The sequence below is a fragment of the Azonexus caeni genome (assembly GCF_048146105.1).
Lineage (GTDB): Bacteria > Pseudomonadota > Gammaproteobacteria > Burkholderiales > Rhodocyclaceae > Azonexus > Azonexus aromaticus_B.
On record NZ_JBKJAD010000096.1, the window covers coordinates 1 to 204 of the forward strand.

Below are 204 nucleotides of genomic sequence, written 5' to 3' on the forward strand. Positions count from 1 at the left end.
TTGGTCGTCAGCCCGCCGCGGCTTCGCCCAATGGCTTGGTCCTGATGCGCACCGTTTTTTTTCGCGCCCCGGCCGCGTGCTGATGGGCACGAACAATCGTCGCATCGATAAACAACTCTTCAAGATCAGCATCTCTTTGAAGCGCAGCAGCTATTTGATCCCAAACGCCCTTGGTCTCCCAGCGGGCGAATCGAACATAGGCCG

At 57.8% G+C, this 204-nt stretch carries 1 pseudogene; it reads right to left on the reverse strand.

Annotated features, from left to right (window positions below):
- Nucleotides 1–204: pseudogene (locus tag ACLIIZ_RS21215) on the reverse strand (IS5/IS1182 family transposase); the annotation flags it as partial.